Source organism: Citrobacter sp. Igbk 17, from assembly GCF_028069775.1.
GTDB lineage: Bacteria > Pseudomonadota > Gammaproteobacteria > Enterobacterales > Enterobacteriaceae > Citrobacter.
On record NZ_JANEWI010000057.1, the window covers coordinates 1 to 17,484 of the forward strand.

Consider the following 17,484-nt stretch of genomic DNA (forward strand, 5'->3'; position numbering starts at 1 on the left):
AAATATTCGTAAAGTAAAAATTACACATTATTCTACAATCAAGTTATCTTTCATTTGAAATATCGTTCCACTTTTTTTGGGTTTATTAACAGTTTCATTACTATTGTGATTTTTTTTTGCCGTTGACATGTTTTTACACTGACTGCATATTTCATCGCCATAAGCGTGTTATTGCGTTCAGGAGTTAAAAATGCCTTCTCGAGATTATCCCGATATCCGAAAAGCCAGAGGGACCCGATCTAAAGATATGGTCCTTTTAAGTGCCCGTGTTGATACTTCTCTTTGGGAATATGTTCGAACACTGGCATTTGAAACGCGTAAAAGTAAACAAGACATTATTGCGGAAGCGTTAATGTTACATCGCTCTATTAATGAGAGCGAAAGCGAAAGTTCAAAGTAGTATCTCTCTGTTCGGGTTTTATTTAAAACCCAAAATGAAATATGTCTTGCCACTTCATTATTGCCTTTATCGGTATGTTTTTTGGTGTGTTATTGGTGTTTCCCCTTAATCCATAGGGGACTTTTTTATGCAGGCATTTTGTCTTCATAACAAAGTTGATAGCAAAATTCACAATTAAAAGTGAGTAACAACATGAAAAAGTCAGTAGTGGCATTAGCTGTAATGGCATTAGGGGTAACCTCCGTTCATGCAGCGGAAATTTATAATAAAGATGGCAACAAATTGGATCTGTACGGCAAAGTAAAAGCGGTACATTCCTGGACTGACGGTAAAGATGCTGATGGTACTTACGCGCGTCTGGGTTTTCGCGGTGAGACTCAAATTAACGATCAACTGACCGGTTACGGCCAGTTTGAAAGTCAGTTTGATGCTTCTAAGGCAGAAGGGTCACAGAATGGCGTTAATACACGTCTGGCGTTTGCTGGTCTGGATTACGGCCATGACGTTAGCTTTGACTACGGTCGTAACTACGGTATCGCTTACGATGTGGGAGCTTACACTGACACTCTTTCAGAGTTCGGTGGCGACTCCTTTGAGGATACTGACCGTTTCCTTACTACACGCACTTCTGGCGTTGCAACACTCCGCACCAAAAATCTGTTTGGTGCCGTTGATGGTCTGAACGTTGGCGCGCAGTATCAGGGCCAGGATGACTCTAACGCTAACCCGGCAAAACAGCACGGTAATGGCTACGGCTTCTCGCTGGGTTATGACAATATTGCGGATTCCGGCGTTTCTGCCATTGCGACCTATACCACTAACTCCGTGACTGCTGAGCAGAAACGTAGCGGCTGGGAAGGTGACAACGCTGAGTTCTGGGGCGCTGGCCTGAAATATGACGCGAATGCCATCTACGTTGCAACTATGTACGGCGAGTCCCACAACCTGATTCAGGCTGTTGATAAAGCACAACATTTTGAAGCGATGGCTGCCTATGTGTTTGATTTTGGCCTGCGTCCGAACGTGGCATACGTTCATGCGCGTGACAATAACAACACTGACCTGACCGAATACGTTGCGCTGGGTACTGATTACTACTTCAACAAAAACATGGTGGCCGATGTAGGTTATAAAATTAACCTGCTTGATGGCAAAAACGACGATAACCAGGTTGTTGCTGGCCTGACTTACCAGTTCTAAGTTTTTGTGATGATTGCAAAAGGCGTCTTTAGTAAGACGCCTTTTTTACATGCATTTGAGGCTCACAGCGGTTGGTTTTGCTCCGACTGCAGATCGCTAAATAGCCATTTCCAGATATCCACTTTTGCCCATGCAACGGCACAGAGAATGAGGTAAAAAAGAGGATTATGCGTAATGGAGATACGCATGACTTCCATCAGGTCTACATGCAAGTTTCCGGCTATTGCCATGTTGATAACAAAAATAGACGCAATAGCACTGACCAGTAAAATAATAATGGCCTGTATTTTGGCTACCGCCGGAAACTTTCCGGAAGCCCACTGCCACAAGAAAACGGTTGTTAGCAGAAAGATAATAAACAATCCTGTCGCACCAAATAGACCAAAGTTTTTATAATCGCCTACCGTGCTAATTAAACCAGCCAGAATAATCAACCCAAGTATGAGTTTTTTCAACCTCGACATGTACTCTTCCCAGAAGTGTTGTTGCAATTTAATTAATATGTCCATTTTTACGCATGTGCTATCAGCAAAGGTATATACGTAAAAGTGAATTATAAAGTTTTTAGAGAGGTGTTTGACTGTTATTTGCAGGTTATTAAATGCTGACATTTAATTGCAGAGTAATCTGATGAGGATATATTTATGGCGTTAGCCGAGTGATGCTCTTTACAGACTATAAGCTGTTGTTTATACCCTGGATAATTCGAGTATATATCAGCGTTTCGTGCTAATCAGGCGTGATCAGGAGGCGGGAAACGCGGCTATACAGCACCAGTCTCCGTTTTCCTGACGGTAGATAGATTCGGTATGCCCTGGGATCACCCATTCTTCCTCCCTGCCAGCAACACAGTCGATGTAGATACAGAGTCCGCAGCCACCGCGTAGCTCGCGGGGAATATCCGCCACCCGAAAGCGGACCCCTGCGGCCTGTAGCGTCTTGCGCATTTTGATGACACCAACGGTGGAATGAAACAAGAACAGCGTTTCCTTCATTGACGTTTCCCCTGACGCTGGCCTATCAACGCAGCCCCGATGGCACCGGCAAACTGTGCGTCGGGATGGGTGTGTACGGGAATGCCGACATGACCTTCGAGCATACGGGCAAAGGCGTGACAGTGGCTGACTCCGCCGGTAAATAGCAGCGGTGCCTGGGCTGAAAGCCGCCCGATGAAGTTTGCGCTGCGTCTGGCCATCGCGTTGATCACGCCAGCCAGAATCGCCTCCGGCGCGATGCCCGCAGAGCGCAGGCTAATGACTTCTGACTCGGCAAATACTGTACACATGCTGGTAATAGCATGCGGTTCGACGCCAGCGGTAATCGTATCCAACTGCTCTACGCTGGCGCCGAGGGTGCGTGAGATGACGTCCAGAAATCGCCCGGTTCCGGCAGCGCACTTGTCATTCATCAAGAAATCGCTGAGATTACCATCGTCATCCAACTGGATAACTTTACTGTCCTGACCACCGATATCAATGACTGTGCGGGTGCCGGGAGCCAGCAATCGCGCCCCCAGTCCGTGGCAGGAAATTTCAGTGACCTGTTTGTCGGCATAATCGACGAGTTGCCGTCCGTACCCGGTGAGGGTCAAAAATGGCCTGTTCTCCAGCCCAGCCTGCAACGTTTCCCATGCCTGCGCGATCGCGTCTGCGGGGCGAAAAGGCGTTGTGCAAAGGAAGCGACGCCTGATGACGTTACCTTCCAGCAAAATGCCTTTCGTTGCCGTGGAACCGGAATCAATCCCTATTGAGTATGTCATCCGCCTTCCTCACAACATTTCAATGAATGCGGCGACGCGGGTACTGAGCTGGCCGATATCTGCGCTGGAGTAGTCGGTTTCAATCGCGATATAGGGAATGTTGTGCTGTTGGCGTACGTGACGCTTAATCGCGAGCGATTCAACGGCGTAGGTGTGGCAAGCCTGCAAAATGACATCGACGACGCCGTCAGCCTGGTACTCGTCAACCATTTGACTGAGCATCTTCAGACGTTGATCGTTTGGAGAAATACAGGAGCAGCCGATGGCGAGGTATTTATCAGTCAGCGCGTCGTAGACATCGCCGGTTTCCGCCACGCATTGTTCGGTGGCCTTTGCGCCGGTGCAGTTTTCATAACCCACGACCCAACCGCCGTTTTCTTCAATGGCACGAACGACTTTCTCTGCTGCGCCGCCAATGGGGCAGCCGGTTATCAGGATGCGCGGACGTGACGCCAGACGTTTTCCGGCCTGCCATTCCAGACGTACGCGCTCGGCCATGCTATTGAGCTCGTCGATCAACGCGTCTTTATCAAAACGGAAAGTGGCGCCGTAGACGACTTTCAGAATGTCACTGCCGCTAAGTGCGGGTGGGTTAAGTTGACCAACGCGGTAGAAATTCGCCAGCGCCCGACGTTCCTGGTTTTTGAGAATAACGGCTTCACGCAGCGCGTCTTCGGTAATGGCTGTGCCAAAACGGGCTTCGACGGCCTGTTGCAGACGCAGGATCTCGGCTTTCCAGAGTGCACGGGACGCCGCATCGCTGGCGCTGTTGGGCAGTTGCATTACATGTACCGCTTTAAATTCAGCCATGTACTCGTACATTTTCTTTTTACCATCGCAGGTGGTTTCGCCCACCACCAGGTCAGAGAAATAGAAGTAGGGGCATTTGTCGGTTTTGCCAAACCCGTAGCTGCTTTTAATTAGCGGACACAGGTTCCGCGGCAGATCTTTTTCGGCCTCTTCAATGGTTTCATCAGAGGTCGAGCATAGGGAAACGACGACCGCGCCCGCCGCCATCGCAATCTCCTGCGGCATAAAAGTGCAATAGGTCCCAACGAGCGGAATACCTTGCTCTTTAAGATCCATTACGGTGAGAAAACCTTTCTGACGGGCGTCGGAGAATTGAGTGAAAATGGCGGGTAAATCGGTGATGAGCGACATGATTTTCCTTCCCCGTAACACGGGAGACAGTAAAAAGACGCCGCATTATAACCCTGTAATATGTCAGGTTTTATTGATGTGCAACAATTGCGCGTTTACAGATTACGACTGTAGACCCGTGAGACTTCCCCCCACGGATGATAGCCCGGTCCGTCAAAGTAAAATCCTGCTTTCTCGTATAAACCTTCCAGGTCGGTACACAAATGGAGCTGCATAAACCCCAGCTGTCTGGCCTGCTGCGCAATATGTTCAATCAGGCGAAATGCCAGACCGTGACCACGAAAGCGAGGATCGATATAGAGCGCACATAGCCACGGCCACAGTTCGCCGCGACTGATAAAATCATTGGTGATCAATCCGGCGCAGCCAACAATGCTGTCGCCATCCTGCAACCAATACCACTGCGGTAGTGGGTTCTTTGCGCCAATGCAACGATGCAGCGCATCCTCGTAAACCTTCATTGAGTCTTCTGAGGCCCATTGTTGTTGAAAGTAAGCGGTGACCTCGTGCCGCTTTTCCGGCGTCTCGCGCAGGGAAAAAATGCGGATGTTTATCGTCATTGAATTTTATTCCTTAAAAGTTCGCCACCGTTAGCAGGGAAGGAATTTGTGACAACAGGTATAACACCAGTCCGATAGAGCCGCCAACCAGCGTGCCGTTGACGCGAATGAACTGCAAATCTTTGCCAATGTTCAGCTCAATTTGCTGTGACATATCGTGGGCATCCCAGCTTTTCACCGTGTCGCTAATATGGCGCGTCAGGAAGCTGGCGAACTCTGGTGCGACCTTGCGTGCGGCTTGCTCCAGATGTTCATTCAGTGACGTGCGCAGGGCGCCGTCGGCAACCAGCGTTTCGCCAAACCACTGTCCGGCGCTGGCGATGCGCTGCTTCACGCGGGAATCATCGGCGTTAATGTCGGTTTTCACCCACTGGCGTAGATCCGACCACAGTTCGCCGAGATAGCGGTTAAAGGCTTCGTCTTCTTTCAGATAGCTTTTGAGGCTCTCTGCCCGCACGGCCATTTCCGGATCGTGTTTGAGCTTCTCGATAAGCCTTAATGTGGCGCGATCGAAGGCGTGGCGGATCTGATGTGCCCGATCGTGGCTGATATCATCCAGCAGAGAGTTGACGGCATCAGTGACCAGCTCGGCGCTGTGTTCACCTAACCATTCGGTCGGCAGGATCTTCGCCTTGAGCGGGTGTTCGGTCTCCAGCCAGCGTACGATCTGCTGGGCGATGAACGCCCGCGAACTGTCGCGCTGAAGCAGGGCGATCAGTTGAGCGATCAACGTGTCGAGCAACGCCTGATGGCGATTGTTTTTGGTCATGCTTTCCAGCATCAGCGCACTGGTGCCAGAAAGATCAACCTTGTCGATCGCCTTATGCACCGCCCGTTTAATGAGCCGCTGAATACGCGAGTCATCGGTGAGTTCGAGAAATCCGCTCATGATTTGCAGCAAATGCTGGCCAATACGCTGGGCGTTTTCCGGCTGGCTGAACCAGTTGCCGATCAACAACGCCGGTTCATGGCGGCGGATCAACGCGACCAGCGACTGGGTGTCGAGAAATTTTTCCTGCACAAACTGCCCAAGGTTTTCGCCGATTCGGTCTTTATTGCGCGGAATAATCGCCGTATGTTGCGCGATAAATGGGATCGGCACCCGGCGAAAAAGCGCCACCACGGCAAACCAGTCCGCCAGTGCGCCGACCATCGCCGCTTCGGCAATCGCCTTGACTCCGAGCACCCAGAAGTTAGGTGGCAGAAATAGCGTAATGACGAAAGTGGCGGCGGCGGCCAGCAGCAGAGAGAGCGCCAGTCGTTTGGCGCGTTTGAGTTCAGCAATTTTATTCATAGGCTTAAGGATAGAGCCAGACGGCGGGATCGCGCAAAATTTGTGGTGTGCCTCCCATTTTAGAGGGGAAGCGCTTATCCAGGGATCCAGTTATCCCACGCCGGTAGCGGACCAAGTTCTGCGACCAGAAAATCGATAAACGAGCGCACCTTCGGATTGCTGTACTTGCTGGGAAAATAGAGCGCATACAGGGCGTGGGTTTCACAGGTGATGGTGCCGTCGAGCATCAGCGGCGTTATCTCCTCTTTTTGAATATGATCGCCAATCAGATAGGTGGGCAAATACGCCACGCCCTGATCTTCCAGCACTGACTTCAGCAATACCAGACTGCTGTTAGCCTGGATAGGCATATGCAGTTTTAACTGATGCAGACGATCCTGTTCATCGGCCACCTTCAGCACCGGTGTGAGACCGGGGTAAACCAGGCAGTCATGATCCACCAGATCGCTTCGGCGCTGGGGCATGCCTTTTTTGGCAAGGTATCCGGGCGACGCGCAGTACGCCCAGCGGATAGGCACCAGCTTGCGCATGGCATAGTTCTGCGGTGGTGCGGTGGAGATGCGCAGGGCGATGTCGAAATCTGTTTCATTCAGATTAACGAAGTTATCGTTGAGATCGATATACAGGTTCACATCGGGGAACTGTGAGCGGTATTTATCCACCAGATTTACCAATCGCGAATAACCAAAAGCAATGGAACAGGTTATGCGTAATTCCCCCTGCGGGCTGTGATAATAACCAGAGGTGGTATTCAGCGTTTCATCAAATTCTGTCAGTAACTTATTGGCGCGGTTAAATAAATATTGCCCGGCATCGGTTAAGGTAATACTGCGGGTGGTGCGCTTAATTAATGTTGTCCCCAATGTATCTTCCATCGCCGTCAGGCTTTTGCTGACCGCCGACGGCGACACATTAAGCTGAGCGGCGGCTTCCGATAAACCTCCACAGTCGACGATTTTGACGAAAAACTCCAGATGCTTGAGTGAAATCGGCGTACTCATAGTTTCCTTAAATTCACAAGTGATGTGCAAAAACGGTACGAATAGGCCGTTACATTCGCCTTTTAAACATGCAACTATTGAATCACAGGAAACATCTTGCTGGCAAAATGAAAAAATAACAACTTAGGTGAGTTACGTCACAAAATAAAAGGAGGCGAAACGGAAACTCATCACATTGTGAATTTAATCTCATTAATTATTATTCTAAAGGTACCGATTATGTGGTCACGACTCGAACCCTACAGATCGTCGATTATTTTATTAGTTGCTCTGGTGATTGGCGGCTTATTAGGTATTTATGCCCCGACGTTTGCCAGCAAACTCCAGCCGATAGGTCAGATATTCCTGAACCTGTTATTTATGATTATTGTGCCGCTGGTGGGGATCAGCGTCATGTCGTCTATCGCCAGTATGACCGACCTGAAAAGGCTGGGGCGCATTATGGCAATTATCTTTATTGTTTCGATCGCCATGGCCTTTATTCCGGCGGCCGGGATCGTGGCGCTGGCGCTATGGTATAACCCGGCGCAGGGCGTCACTATCGATCTCTCGCAGTCCGTGCAGGCGGGTAGCGGCAAGATGGATTTTGTCAGCATGATTACCACCAGTGACTTTATCGGGCTGTTTTCTAAGTCCAATATTCTGGCGCTGATCGTAATGGCGATCATTGCCGGTGTGGCGATTGGTCAATCGGATCAGGCGGGTAAACGTATTGCGTCGCTGCTGGAAGATGCCAATACCGTGATCATGAAGATCGTCTCGATCATTATGAAGGTCGCACCGGTGGGTCTGGGCTGCTATTTCGCTGCCACCATGGCCAGCCAGGACTCTGCGCTGCTGTTAACCTTTGCCCGCGCCATTGGCCTGTTTATGGTCGCCACGCTGGTCTACTTCGTTTTTGGCTCTATTCTCTATTCATATATAGGGGGGGGCATCCCGGCGGTTAAAGCCTTCTGGCGCAATGCGATTGAACCCTCGGCTACCGCGCTGGGGACCTGTTCTTCGCTGGGAACGCTGCCGGTGACGCTGCGTGCCGGTAAGGCGATGGGGATCAACCCGGAAATCGTTGATGTCTCTATTCCGCTGCTGGTTAACCTGAATAAAGGCGGCGTAGCGATGATTGCCGCACTGAAAATTGTCTTTATCTATTCCGTGCTGGGCATGGAGTTCACTACTGAGACCTTCTTCCTGACCATGCTGATTGCGGTGCTCTCCGCCATTATCGTCGGCGGTGTGCCGGGCGGGGCATTCCTCGGTGAAATTTTTATCGTCACCACGCTGGGGCTGCCAATGGAAGCGATCCCGATGTTGGTGGTACTGGGCACCATTACCGATGCGCCGGCCACATTGATTAACGTTATCCATGATTTGAATGCGGCGCAGATTGTTGAACGGTTCGCTGGAAAAAAGCAGACCAATACTGAAATCAACTCTACTGCTGCGGTGGTATAGGTTTTCACACGGATTAAGAACAGGAGAAGTTATGAAAGACGCAATGAAGCTTGAAACACATCTGGTCGTGGCTGGACGCGATAAACGCTACACCCAGGGCGCGGTGAATCCGGTGATCCAACGTGCCTCTTCGCTGGTGTTTGATACCGTGAAGGACAAAAAATTTGCCACTGCGAACCGTGCAAACGGCGAACTGTTTTACGGTCGTCGCGGAACCTACACCCACTTTGCTTTCCAGAAAGCAATGAGTGAGCTGGAAGGCGGCGTAGGCTGCGCGCTGTACCCGTGCGGCGCTGCGGCGGTCACCAATGCGATTCTGGCGTTTGTCCAAAGTGGCGATCATATTCTGATGACAGGTGCTGCCTACGAGCCAACCCAGGATTTCTGCAATAAGATCCTGAGTAAATTCAACGTGGAAACCACGTATTACGATCCGCTGATTGGCGCGGGTATTGTCGATCTTCTGCGTCCGGAAACAAAGGTGGTGTTCCTCGAGTCCCCGAGTTCAATCACGATGGAAGTTCAGGACGTGCCGGGAATGGTGAAGGCGATCCGCGCAGTGAATCCGGAGATTGTCATTATGATCGACAACACCTGGGCGGCGGGCGTGCTGTTCAAAGCGCTGGATTATGGCGTGGATATTTCCATTCAGGCAGGGACGAAGTACACCATCGGTCACTCGGACGGCATGCTGGGCACGGCGGTGTCGAACGCCCGCTGTTGGGATCGTCTGCGTGAAAATTCTTACCTGATGGGGCAAACGCTGGATGCCGATACGGCCTACAACGGTAGCCGCGGACTGCGTACCCTGGCGGTACGTCTTAAGCAGCATCAGGAGAGCAGCATCCATATTGCTCGCTGGCTGTCGGCAAGACCGGAGGTGGCGCGGGTGAATCATCCGGCATTACCGGAATGTCCGGGGCATGAGTATTTCCAGCGCGATTTTGCGGGAAGCTCGGGACTGTTCTCATTTGTGCTGAAAAAGAGGCTGACCGACGAGCAGATGGCGAACTTCCTCGATAACTTTTCGCTGTTCCATATGGCCTATTCGTGGGGCGGATTTGAGTCACTCATTCTGGCTAACCAGCCGGAAGAACTGAACAGCATCCGCCCGGCCGGGGATGTGGATTTCAGCGGCACGCTGGTCAGGGTACATATTGGCCTGGAAGATGTTGATGACCTGATTGCCGATCTGGACGCAGGATTTGCCCGCATTGCGTAAGGTGATGTGATCTTAGCCGGATGCGGCGCAAGCGCCTTATCCGGCCTACTACTATGTCATTGTGACAGGCCGGATAAGCATCTGACAGGCTAGTTTTCAGTGGCTAACGTAGCTGCTTCATGCTGGCGTACCCGTTTTAATAAACCCGCCAGCGTAAATACCACAATGATCCCGGCGGCCACCGCCAACAGATGAAACGACAGTCTGCCGCCGTTAAACCACAGCCAGCGCCCGACTTCGACAGAAACGGCCATCACCGTCAGGATCACCATGTTCAGTGATGCGGAGACCGTACCTTTCGGCAAGTTGTTGGAAAACAGCGTAAAACGAAACAGCGTTGGGAAGATCATCCCAATACCAAACGCATACAGGCTGGTTCCCAGCACCGACCACAGCCAGACGTGCGGCCACAGTAAGTTACCGACAATCAGCACCGCCAACCCGCTCAGTTGAACAGGTGCCGCCCGCCAGATAAAGCGCGGTCGGGTCGGATCTTTCACAAAACGAACAACCACCATATTGGCGACGATCACCGCGCCAAATACCGGAGCCTGTGCCCAGGCAAACTGCGATGTGGTCATACCGCCCGCGTCAATCAGGATCACCGGCGAGACCGCCACCCAGCTCATCATCGGGATATAGCTTAACGACAGCGTGGCTGCGCCAAACAGGAACACCCGGTTGCGGAAAACGTCGCGGAAATCACGCAGTACGCTGCACGCGCTGAACGGCACAGCACCGCGCTGGACGGTCTCCGGCATCGCCAGGGCTAACCCAACCAGGGCGATAAGCCCCATGACGGCGATAATGGCAAACAGGATCTTCCAGTGGACAAAGTGCATCAGCGCCGCCCCGGAGAGCGGGCCGATAACCGGTGCCACCAGTACAATGGAAGTGATAACGGCCATCAGCTTAATGGCCTTTGTTTGCCCAAATGCCTCTTGTACCGTGACATAACCGACTGTGGCGATAAAGCAGATGCTGGTGCCCTGCACGAAACGCGCGATCAGAAATTGTGTCATCGAGGTAGTGAAGAGTGTCGCCGTGCAGGCCAGCGTAAAGATTAACGCCCCGGCAATCAGTACCGGTCGGCGGCCAATCCTGTCGGAAAGCGGCCCCAACAGCCACTGCAGCGCCATCCCACCCGCCAGATACAGACTGACTGCAGCAGGAGCCAGGCTGACATCGGCGTTGAAATCTCGCACTACATTGATGATGCCGGGCTGGATCAGGTCCGTCGACAGATAGGCCGCGAAGTCATACAAAATCAGCGCGATAGGGAAAAATAGCGTTGTGGCGCGTTGAGCGAAAAACGCGAGAATCCGTTGCATAAAACAACTCCTTGTCGGGAGAAAACCCTCAACGGGAATAGCGAAATTCAATACCGTCTTAGAGACGCCTGGCTGGTGACAGAAAAAACAGACTGCAGATGTACTGAATTTCATGTAATCAAAAACGCTGCCTGCGTGAAACGCAAACAGGAAATACGCCTCTCTGACTCAGGTCAGAAAACGTAACGATTACAAGTGACAATCAGCACATTACACCTCGGGAAGAGAACGTTGAACGGAAAATAACCTCCCGCAGTGTAATGCGGATTGGATGATAATTAAACGAGTTTATCGGGCTAATGCGTAGGAATTAAAGGGGTTTAACGCGGGAATGTGCATTGAGATAGCGATTCTGCGTGACGTGTTCCAGACAAATGCAGACGTTACAAAGGGACGTTTTTATCTCTGATAACGTCTCGCAAAGAGAGAAAGTCGCAGGTGAGGGAGCAGTTTTCTGACGCTAAAGTCATGGCATCTTATTTCCAGGTGACGGACCGCCATGAATACAGCACCGACTTCCACACCGCATGATGCGGTTTTTAAAACGTTTTTGCGTCACCCAGAGACAGCTCGGGATTTTCTACAAATACATCTTCCCGCTTCGCTGCGCGAACTTTGCGATTTTCAGACGCTGAAACTCGAGTCAGATAGTTTTATTGAAGAGGATTTACGTGCGTATTACTCCGATGTGCTGTGGTCAGTGAAAACGACGGAAGGGGATGGATATATTTATGTGGTAATTGAACACCAAAGCACCCCGGATGCGCATATGGCATTCAGACTGATGCGCTATGCGGTAGCGGCCATGCAGAAACATTTAGATGCCGGACATCAGCAACTGCCGCTGGTGGTGCCGATGCTGTTTTATCACGGCGCTAAAAGCCCGTACCCTTATTCTCTATGCTGGCTGGACGAGTTTGCCAACCCGAAGCTGGCTCGTCAGCTGTATGCTGCGGCGTTTCCGCTGGTGGATATTACCGTTATTCCAGATGACGAAATTGTGCAGCATCGACGCATGGCGCTGCTGGAGTTGATCCAAAAACATATCCGTCAGCGCGATCTTATGGGGCTGGTCGAGCAACTTGTTTCCCTGTTAGTTAACGGCTCGACTAATGACAGTCAGCTAAAGACGCTGTTTAATTATATTTTGCGAACCGGCGATGCACCTCGCTTCAATACGTTTATCAGTGCAATTGCCGAACGTTCACCGCAGCATAAGGAGCATTTGATGACGATCGCGGACAGATTGCATGAGGCAGGGCTACAAAAAGGCAGGCTGGAAGGGTTACAGGAAGGACGACAAGAAGGACTTATCGAGGGGCGACGTGATGAGGCGTTGCGTATTGCCCGCACCATGCTGGCAGATGGCATCGATATCAGCACGGTACAAAAAATTACCCGGCTTTCCGCTGAAGATATCCAGGGGTTAAGCCACTGGATAAAAGCGTAGCCGGGTGTACTGATTTACTCTATCGCCACCTTTACGGCCTCGCCGAGCTTTTGCATCACTTCCTGATGCTTCTCGTTTGGCGGTAACGCACAGTTGATACGCACGCAGTTGCGATACTTTCCGGATGCGGAGAACAGCGAACCCGGTGCGACCTGGATTTTCAGGCGACACAGCTGTTTGGCAACACAGACCATATCGACCTGCTGTGGCAATTCCACCCACAGCATAAAGCCGCCTTTTGGTCGGGTGACGCAGATGCCGCAGGGGAAGTACTCCCGCACCCAGCAGGTGTAGATCTCCATATTGCGCTGATAAATCTGGCGCATGCGTCGGATATGACGATGGTAATGACCTTCGCGCACAAAGGTGGCTGCCGCCAGTTGCGTGGCAGGAACGTTGGTGCCAATGACGGCGTATTTCATGTGCAGCAGCTTGTCGTAATAGCGACCGGGGATGACCCAACCGACGCGCAGACCTGGTGCTACGGATTTGGTAAACGAACTGCACAACAGAACCCGACCGTCGCTGTCCCAGGAGTGAATGGTGCGTGGGCGCGGGTACTCCGTTGCCAGCTCGCCATACACATCATCTTCAAAAATCACAATATCGTGGCGTTGGGCGAGGGCGAGCACCGCTCGCTTACGCGCATCCGGCATAATAAATCCGAGCGGGTTATTGCAGTTGGGAACCAGCAGCACTCCTTTGATTGGCCACTGATCCAGCGCCAGTTCCAGCGCTTCAATGCTGATCCCGGTATCTGGATCGGTCGGGATCTCAATGACTTTGATCCCCAAACCGCGCAGCAGCTGCATTGTGCCGTAATAGGCCGGAGATTCAACGGCAACAATGTCTCCAGGCTGGCAGACCGTCAGCAGCGCCAGCGACAGGCCGCTCTGGCTGCCGCTGGTGATGACAATATCATCCGCATTGACGACTGAACCGCTGTCCAGCATCAGGCGCGCAATCTGACTGCGCAGTTCACGACAGCCGGAGATTTCATCGTAGCCCAAAATCGCTTTCAGATTGTGCTGCGCCACGCGGCTTAGCTCGCGCCACAGTGGTTTCAGGCTGGGTTGATTAATATCGGGCACGCCACTGCTAAAAGGCGTGATGGATTTGTCCGCGTTGCCTTTCAGCATATCCAGCACCTGATCCCACTGGGTTATTTCGACCGGACGCTGCACCGGCCGTGACATTGGCGGTACGGGGGGCTGTGCTTTTTGTGGGGCGACAAAGTAGCCAGAGCGCGGCTGCGGGGTGATCAACTGGCGCTGTTCCAACGTCTGATAAGCCTGCTGTACAGTGCTGATGCTGACACCATGCTCCTGACTCAGACTGCGCACCGAGGGCAGCTTTTCGCCATGACGGTACAGCCCTTGCTCAATACGTTCGGCCAGCAGGTTGGCCAGATGTTGGTAACGGGTCATGCTGTATCCTTCATGGGTACCATACAGATTAAAAAACCAGTACAGATTGGCGTAATTAATGCGATGCAGAATCCTTTTTAACCAATCTGTATGTTAAAGAAAAGTACTTTGTGAGTCTGTATTGTCCTTGGCCAAATCCGGGAAGATAAAGCCTCTGGCAAGACGGGGAGGTAAGGTATGGAATTTCACGAGAATAAAGCAAAGCAGCCGTTTATTGGATTGGTGCAGATCTGGCAGGCAATAAAACGGTGGCGACTACGGGCGCAAACGCGACGTGTATTGCATCATATGAGCGATGAACGGCTGCGGGACGTCGGGCTGCGACGCGATCAGGTGGAGTGATTTTTCTTCCACCAACAAAGGCCGGGGCTACCGTAGCCCGGCTACTTTTATATTCACCACATTTATCAATTCATGCTTCTGGTTAGTATGTTTCTTGATACTTACCCTGATAAGTATTATTTTCTTCTCCGCGATGAGGGGAAAGAAACATGACTGAAGATGAACTGTTTGCCCGCCGCCCAATGGGGATGCGCATGGCAATGGTGGTACGCCAGTGGCGGGCCATTATTGATGCTGCCATCACCGATACTGGCCTGACGCAGTCCAGCTGGACGGTACTGATGCAACTGTATCAACTGGGAGACAACGTCTCGGTCAGTGAACTGGCACAAATGCAGGGCATTGAACTGCCGCCGCTAATGCGTACCCTCTCGCAGTTGGAAAAGCAGGGCTATCTGCTGCGTTCCACATCGCCTTATGACAAACGCATCCGCCTGCTAACGCTGACCGCGCAAGGCCGCTTAAGGCTTGAAGAACTTAACCGGGTGATTGAGACATACCAACATCGCGTCACCTGCACCATTCCTGAAGCGGAACTCGCTTCCTTCAGCGCTACGCTCAATCAAATCGCCTGCAATTTGCGGACAATCCGCGAAGAAGATAACAAGATCTAAAAAACTATGATGACCCCAGAACAAAAATTTGCCCGTTGGGTAAGGGTGAGTATTGCCGCTTTCCTGGTAATATTCGCCTGGTTTATCGTTGCCGATATCTGGATCCCGCTGACGCCGGACTCCACGGTGATGCGCGTGGTAACGCCTGTTTCCTCGCGTGTTTCCGGCTACGTCTCGCAGGTTTATGTGCACAACAATAGCCAGGTGAAGAAGGGTGACTTGCTGTACGAGCTGGATCCGACACCGTTTATCAATAAGGTCGAAGCCGCGCAAATCGCCCTTGAGCAGGCGAAGCTGAGCAATCAGCAACTGGACGCGCAGATTGCCTCTGCCCGCGCCAATCTGCGTACCGCACAATTCACTGCCCGCAACGATAAGACCACCTTCGACCGCTACCAGCGGCTGAGTACGATGCAGAACGTCTCGCAGTCCGATCTCGATAAGGTGCGTACCACCTGGCAGACCAGTGAACAGTCGGTCGCCGCGCTGAGTGCCAGTATTCAGAACCTGCTGATCCAGCGCGGCGAGCGCGATGATGGCCGCAATGTCACGCTGCAAAAATATCGCAATGCGCTGGACGAGGCGCAGCTGAATCTCGGCTGGACGAAGGTGCATGCAGAAACCGATGGCACGGTGAGCAACCTCCAGCTCAACCCCGGACTGTATGCCACTGCAGCTACGCCGCTGCTGGCGCTGGTCAGCCACCAGACGGATATTGTGGCTGACTTTCGCGAGAAAAGCCTGCGCCACACTCGGGTAAATACCAATGCCGCCGTGGTGTTCGATGCCATGCCGGGCAAGGTCTTCTCTGCCCGCGTTACCAGTAGTGATGCCGGTGTTCTGGCGGGTCAGGAGCAGGTTAACGGCCAGCTGTCGCAACCGGAACAGTCAACCCGCTGGGTGCGCGATGCCCAGCGTATGCGCATTCATGTGGCGCTGAACGAACCGCTCGACACGCCGCTACCGACCGGGGCACGCGCCACGGTACAGCTGTATAACAGCGAAGGAATGTTCGCACGCACCTTCGCCGGGGCGCAGATCCATCTCGTTAGCTGGCTGCACTATGTCTATTAACACCCTGGCCCATGTTTTTACCCCGCACGGGAACATTGTCTACACCGCCAATGATTTTCGCCAGACCCTGCGTATTTCCGTCGCCGGGACAATCGCGCTAAGTATTTCGACCTTCTACAACGTGCAGTACGGCGTATTTTTTGTGGTTTACCCACTGATGCTGCTGTCGCTGGTGCCAGTATTCAACCGCCATGTGGCAAAACAGTTTGTGTTCAGCGCGGCGGTGAACTGCGTTGAAATGGTGCTAATCGTCGGTTATCTGTCGCAGTGGCCGCTGATCATAACGCTGGTGGTGTTTGGCCTGTATGTGATGCGTTTTCGTTTTATGAGCAAAGGGCCGCTGTTTCTGCTCGGCTCGATGGGGGTGGTGTGCCAGAGCACGATGCTCAACTTTATGAGCTATCCCACCACCAACTGGCATACGCTGATGTTCTCCAATATGGAAGCCTGCGTCATGGCGGTGGCGCTGAGCGCGCTGCTGCATTATCTGATCCCGGACGTGGAGCCGCGCCAGCCGCCGCCGCGCATTGAGAAAGATGCCGCCCGGGTGCGCCATGAGTCGCTGCTTTCCGGCACGGTGGCGACGATGATTTTTGTGGTCTTCCAGATCTGTGATTTGAGTGATTCGCTGTCGGCGCTGATGGCGGGGATTTTGATCCTGTTCCCGATGCACTATCGAGGCGCGGTGATTAGCTCGATTTGGCGCGTGGTCGGCGTGGTGCTGGCCTGCCTGTATATTCTGCTGGTGCAGCTGCTTATCTATGATTTCAGTAACCATATGCTGCTGATGATGCCGCTGATTGGCCTCGGGCTGGCGTTTAGCGCCCGCCTGCACGTGATGGAAAAAGTTGGCGCGGGCGTGGGTTTTGCCAGTATCACCACCATCGGCATTATGTTTGGCCAGAACCTGCACCCGGATCAGGACCTGGTATTCAGCGATTTGTACCGCATCACCTCCGTCACCGTCGCGCTGGTGGCAACGCTCACCATGGTGTTTCTGGTGCATCGGGTGCTCAACTGCTTTGCCGCGACGCGGTTTGTGATTACCGAGTGAGTGGGGAGTTAGTGCCGGATGGCGGCTGCGCCTTATCCGGCCTACTCTTCGTGTCAATTTCCCTTTCTCTCGAATACGCAAATTGTGAAGCTATTTCCAACAACCGAGGTATAATCGTAAGATAATTGTATATACTTTTTTGT

At 52.2% G+C, this 17,484-nt stretch carries 18 protein-coding genes; 9 read left to right on the plus strand and 9 right to left on the minus strand.

What is annotated here, in order from left to right:
• Window positions 1-190 precede the first annotated feature (190 nt).
• Complete coding sequence (locus tag NNO08_RS22020; RefSeq protein ID WP_137345740.1) at window positions 191-400, plus strand: hypothetical protein; 210 nt, start codon at window positions 191-193, stop codon at window positions 398-400.
• A gap of 192 nt (window positions 401-592) precedes the next feature.
• Window positions 593-1,600: a porin gene (locus NNO08_RS22025; RefSeq protein WP_271457535.1), complete on the plus strand. Its 1,008-nt coding sequence runs from the start codon at window positions 593-595 to the stop codon at window positions 1,598-1,600.
• Window positions 1,601-1,662: 62 nt separating this feature from the next.
• Here the strand turns inward: NNO08_RS22025 and NNO08_RS22030 are convergent, their stop codons facing one another.
• The 7 genes from NNO08_RS22030 to NNO08_RS22060 all read right to left on the minus strand — a co-directional run bounded on the left by NNO08_RS22030 (window position 1,663) and on the right by NNO08_RS22060 (window position 7,375).
• Window positions 1,663-2,109 carry a hypothetical protein gene (locus NNO08_RS22030; protein WP_271457536.1) on the minus strand — a complete coding sequence of 149 codons (447 nt, stop codon included), beginning with the start codon at window positions 2,107-2,109 and terminating at the stop codon, window positions 1,663-1,665.
• Window positions 2,110-2,343: 234 nt separating this feature from the next.
• Complete coding sequence (locus NNO08_RS22035) at window positions 2,344-2,595, minus strand: DUF3343 domain-containing protein (RefSeq protein ID WP_271457537.1); 252 nt, start codon at window positions 2,593-2,595, stop codon at window positions 2,344-2,346.
• Window positions 2,592-3,359, minus strand: coding sequence for a putative 2-hydroxyacyl-CoA dehydratase activator YjiL (gene yjiL / locus NNO08_RS22040; RefSeq protein ID WP_271457538.1), 768 nt, complete (start codon window positions 3,357-3,359; stop codon window positions 2,592-2,594). Before yjiL ends, NNO08_RS22035 begins: the two co-directional genes overlap by 4 nt.
• Window positions 3,360-3,368: 9 nt before the next feature.
• Window positions 3,369-4,520, minus strand: a complete 1,152-nt coding sequence (locus tag NNO08_RS22045; RefSeq protein WP_271457539.1) for a double-cubane-cluster-containing anaerobic reductase — start codon at window positions 4,518-4,520, stop codon at window positions 3,369-3,371.
• A 95-nt stretch (window positions 4,521-4,615) separates the two neighbouring features.
• Window positions 4,616-5,080, minus strand: a complete 465-nt coding sequence (locus tag NNO08_RS22050; RefSeq protein ID WP_271457540.1) for a GNAT family N-acetyltransferase — start codon at window positions 5,078-5,080, stop codon at window positions 4,616-4,618.
• Window positions 5,081-5,093: 13 nt separating this feature from the next.
• Window positions 5,094-6,374: a DUF445 domain-containing protein gene (locus NNO08_RS22055; protein ID WP_271457541.1), complete on the minus strand. Its 1,281-nt coding sequence runs from the start codon at window positions 6,372-6,374 to the stop codon at window positions 5,094-5,096.
• Window positions 6,375-6,448: 74 nt separating this feature from the next.
• A complete protein-coding gene (locus tag NNO08_RS22060; RefSeq protein WP_271457542.1) occupies window positions 6,449-7,375 on the minus strand; it encodes a LysR family transcriptional regulator in 927 nt (308 codons plus the stop codon).
• A 219-nt stretch (window positions 7,376-7,594) separates the two neighbouring features.
• Between NNO08_RS22060 and NNO08_RS22065 the strand changes: the two genes are divergently transcribed.
• Both NNO08_RS22065 and metC read left to right on the plus strand, forming a co-directional pair.
• Window positions 7,595-8,827: a dicarboxylate/amino acid:cation symporter gene (locus tag NNO08_RS22065; RefSeq protein WP_271442253.1), complete on the plus strand. Its 1,233-nt coding sequence runs from the start codon at window positions 7,595-7,597 to the stop codon at window positions 8,825-8,827.
• A gap of 31 nt (window positions 8,828-8,858) precedes the next feature.
• The gene (gene metC, locus NNO08_RS22070; RefSeq protein ID WP_271449410.1) at window positions 8,859-10,049 is read left to right on the plus strand and encodes a cystathionine beta-lyase; all 1,191 of its coding nucleotides are present in this window, start codon (window positions 8,859-8,861) and stop codon (window positions 10,047-10,049) included.
• Between the two features lie 89 nt (window positions 10,050-10,138).
• On the opposite strand, the gene mdtM is transcribed toward metC, so the two are convergent.
• Window positions 10,139-11,380 (minus strand): multidrug efflux MFS transporter MdtM, encoded by a 1,242-nt coding sequence (gene mdtM / locus NNO08_RS22075; protein ID WP_271442251.1) that lies wholly within the window; start codon window positions 11,378-11,380, stop codon window positions 10,139-10,141.
• Between the two features lie 499 nt (window positions 11,381-11,879).
• On the opposite strand from mdtM, the gene NNO08_RS22080 reads away from it, so the two are divergent.
• Window positions 11,880-12,830, plus strand: a complete 951-nt coding sequence (locus tag NNO08_RS22080; RefSeq protein ID WP_271457543.1) for an Rpn family recombination-promoting nuclease/putative transposase — start codon at window positions 11,880-11,882, stop codon at window positions 12,828-12,830.
• Window positions 12,831-12,844: 14 nt separating this feature from the next.
• On the opposite strand, the gene NNO08_RS22085 is transcribed toward NNO08_RS22080, so the two are convergent.
• The gene (locus tag NNO08_RS22085; protein ID WP_271442249.1) at window positions 12,845-14,257 is read right to left on the minus strand and encodes an aminotransferase-like domain-containing protein; all 1,413 of its coding nucleotides are present in this window, start codon (window positions 14,255-14,257) and stop codon (window positions 12,845-12,847) included.
• A 177-nt stretch (window positions 14,258-14,434) separates the two neighbouring features.
• On the opposite strand from NNO08_RS22085, the gene NNO08_RS22090 reads away from it, so the two are divergent.
• From NNO08_RS22090 to NNO08_RS22105, 4 genes are all read left to right on the plus strand, one after another.
• Window positions 14,435-14,599: a DUF1127 domain-containing protein gene (locus tag NNO08_RS22090; RefSeq protein ID WP_267448186.1), complete on the plus strand. Its 165-nt coding sequence runs from the start codon at window positions 14,435-14,437 to the stop codon at window positions 14,597-14,599.
• A gap of 149 nt (window positions 14,600-14,748) precedes the next feature.
• Entirely contained in the window at window positions 14,749-15,213 is a 465-nt protein-coding gene (locus NNO08_RS22095; protein ID WP_271457544.1) for a MarR family winged helix-turn-helix transcriptional regulator, read from the plus strand.
• Window positions 15,214-15,219: 6 nt separating this feature from the next.
• The gene (locus NNO08_RS22100) at window positions 15,220-16,287 is read left to right on the plus strand and encodes an HlyD family secretion protein (RefSeq protein ID WP_271457545.1); all 1,068 of its coding nucleotides are present in this window, start codon (window positions 15,220-15,222) and stop codon (window positions 16,285-16,287) included.
• A complete protein-coding gene (locus NNO08_RS22105; protein WP_271457546.1) occupies window positions 16,277-17,341 on the plus strand; it encodes a DUF2955 domain-containing protein in 1,065 nt (354 codons plus the stop codon). Before NNO08_RS22100 ends, NNO08_RS22105 begins: the two co-directional genes overlap by 11 nt.
• The last annotated feature ends 143 nt before the right edge of the window (window positions 17,342-17,484 follow it).